The 1,100-nt window shown below is 64.2% G+C and carries 1 protein-coding gene and 1 pseudogene; both read right to left on the bottom strand.

Going from position 1 to position 1,100, the window contains the following annotated elements; genetic code table 11:
- On the bottom strand, window positions 1-650 hold a 650-nt coding region (trpA, locus tag EOA60_RS34205), incomplete at its 3' end, for a tryptophan synthase subunit alpha (protein WP_128312682.1).
- Window positions 651-652: 2 nt separating this feature from the next.
- Window positions 653-1,100, bottom strand: a pseudogene (locus EOA60_RS34200) (tryptophan synthase subunit beta); the annotation flags it as partial.

Here is a 1,100-nt window from a genome sequence, read left to right as displayed (position 1 = left end):
GTCTTGACGCCGAAGCCGACGCAGACCGGCAGCGCGGTGTGACCCTTGATGCGTTTGACCGCCGCCGACACCTTGGCAGTGTCGGCCAAGGCCGAGCCGGTGATGCCCGTCATCGACACGTAGTAGACGAAGCCGGAGGTGTTCTCGAGCACCTTCGGCAGGCGCTTGTCGTCGGTGGTCGGCGTCGCCAGGCGGATGAAATTCATGCCCGCCTTCAGCGCCGGAACGCAGAGCTCCTCGTCCATTTCCGGCGGCAGGTCGACAACGATCAGGCCGTCGATGCCGCTCGCCTTTGCGTCGGCCAAGAAACGATCGACGCCGTAAATGTAGATCGGGTTGTAGTAGCCCATCAGCACGATCGGCGTTTCGTCGTCGCCGGCGCGGAATTCGGACGCCATCTTCAGCGTCTTGACCAGCGTCTGACCGCCTTTCAGCGCCCTGAGACCCGCCGCCTGAATGGCCGGGCCGTCGGCCATCGGATCGGAGAACGGCATGCCGAGCTCGATGACATCGCTGCCGGCGCCGGGAAGCGCCTTCATGATAGCGAGCGAAGTGTCGTAATCCGGATCGCCGCCCATGAAATAGGTGACCAAAGCCGGACGGCCCTCGGATTTGAGCTTCGCCATGCGGCGGTCGATGCGGGTCGTCATTGTCAGATCTCCATGCCCAGCATCTTGGCCACCGTGTGCACGTCTTTGTCGCCGCGGCCGGACAGGTTGACGATGACGATCTGGTCCTTGTCCATTTTCGGCACGATCTTCATCGCATGCGCGATGGCGTGCGCCGATTCCAGCGCCGGGATGATGCCTTCGACGCGGGTCGTCAGTTGGAAGGCCTCCAGCGCATCGTCGTCGAGGATCGGCTCATATTCGACGCGGCCCGAATCGCGCAGCCAGGCATGCTCGGGCCCGACGCCCGGATAATCGAGACCGGCCGAGATCGAATGGCCGTCGAGAATCTGGCCGTCCGCATTCTGCAAGAGATAGGTGCGATTGCCGTGCAGCACGCCCGGCGAGCCGGCATTCATCGAGGCGCAGTGCTCGACGCCGTCGAGGCCGCGACCGCCGGCCTCGCTGCCGATGATGCGCACATCCTTGTCG

The organism is Mesorhizobium sp. M1A.F.Ca.IN.020.06.1.1, assembly GCF_004023265.1.
Taxonomy (GTDB): Bacteria; Pseudomonadota; Alphaproteobacteria; order Rhizobiales; family Rhizobiaceae; genus Mesorhizobium.
This window is presented reverse-complemented; position numbering and strand designations above follow the sequence as displayed.